This is a genomic window from Paraburkholderia sp. BR13439, from assembly GCF_040948805.1.
Classification (GTDB): Bacteria; Pseudomonadota; Gammaproteobacteria; order Burkholderiales; family Burkholderiaceae; genus Paraburkholderia; species Paraburkholderia youngii.
This window is the reverse complement of the sequence record NZ_JBFPKN010000128.1, coordinates 1-836: the sequence shown is the minus strand read 5'-3', so window position 1 is coordinate 836 and position 836 is coordinate 1. Positions and strand designations below refer to the sequence as shown.

General features: G+C 57.9%; 1 pseudogene. It reads left to right on the top strand.

Annotated features, from left to right (window positions below):
* Positions 1-125: 125 nt before the first annotated feature.
* Positions 126-670: pseudogene (locus AB3X96_RS42510) on the top strand (IS110 family transposase); the annotation flags it as partial.
* Positions 671-836: the final 166 nt, after the last annotated feature.

Below are 836 nucleotides of genomic sequence, written 5' to 3'. Positions count from 1 at the left end.
GCGTGCGTTTCGTTGAAAGATCCAGACCAAGACCAAGCTGTGTCATCGAGGTACCCCTTAAACCTGCCTTCTCCCAGGATAGTCCACCGAGACGTCAACGCCAGGACTTTTGCAGACCTTCCCTAGTCAAGGCATTCAACATCGGCAACAAGAACGATGCAGCGGATGCCAAAGCAATCTGGCTGGCGGTGCAGCAACCTTGCAAGGCAGTCGCGGTCAGACGGAAGACCAGTAGGCAGTGCTGGCCATGCACCGAGTGCGGCAGCAGTTGGTCAAGATCCGCACCATGCAGATCAACGCGCTGCGTGGCTTGCTGACCGAGTACGGCGAGGTTATGGGCGCGAGTCGTGCGGCTTTGGACAAAGGGATGCCTGACGTGCTGGAGAAACTGGCCGATCGATTGCCCGCGATGCTGATTGAGACGTTGCGCGAACGGTACAGCGATCTAACAAAGCTGGATCAACAGATCGACAAGATCGAGCAACGACTCAAGGTGTGGATGAGGCGAGACAAGGGATGCCAGGCCATTGCGGAAATACCGGGCGTTGGGCTACTAACCGCCACGGCAGCAGTCGCCACGATGGGAGACGCCAGGGTATTCCGATCAGGCCGAGAGTTTGCCGCGTATATCGGTTTGGTACCGAAGCAGTCGGGCTCGGGCGGCAAGGTGACGCCTCCCATTTTGCGAAGGCTTTCGCACGCTGTGACAGATGAGACGGCTGCGCCTTTATATCCGGCCCTTGATGCAGCTTCGATGCTGCAGGCCCCGATGAAATCCGCTGACCCACACCTCATTTCCGTGTCGAGCTCGAGGCTCTCCGTCATACTCAGGTTTG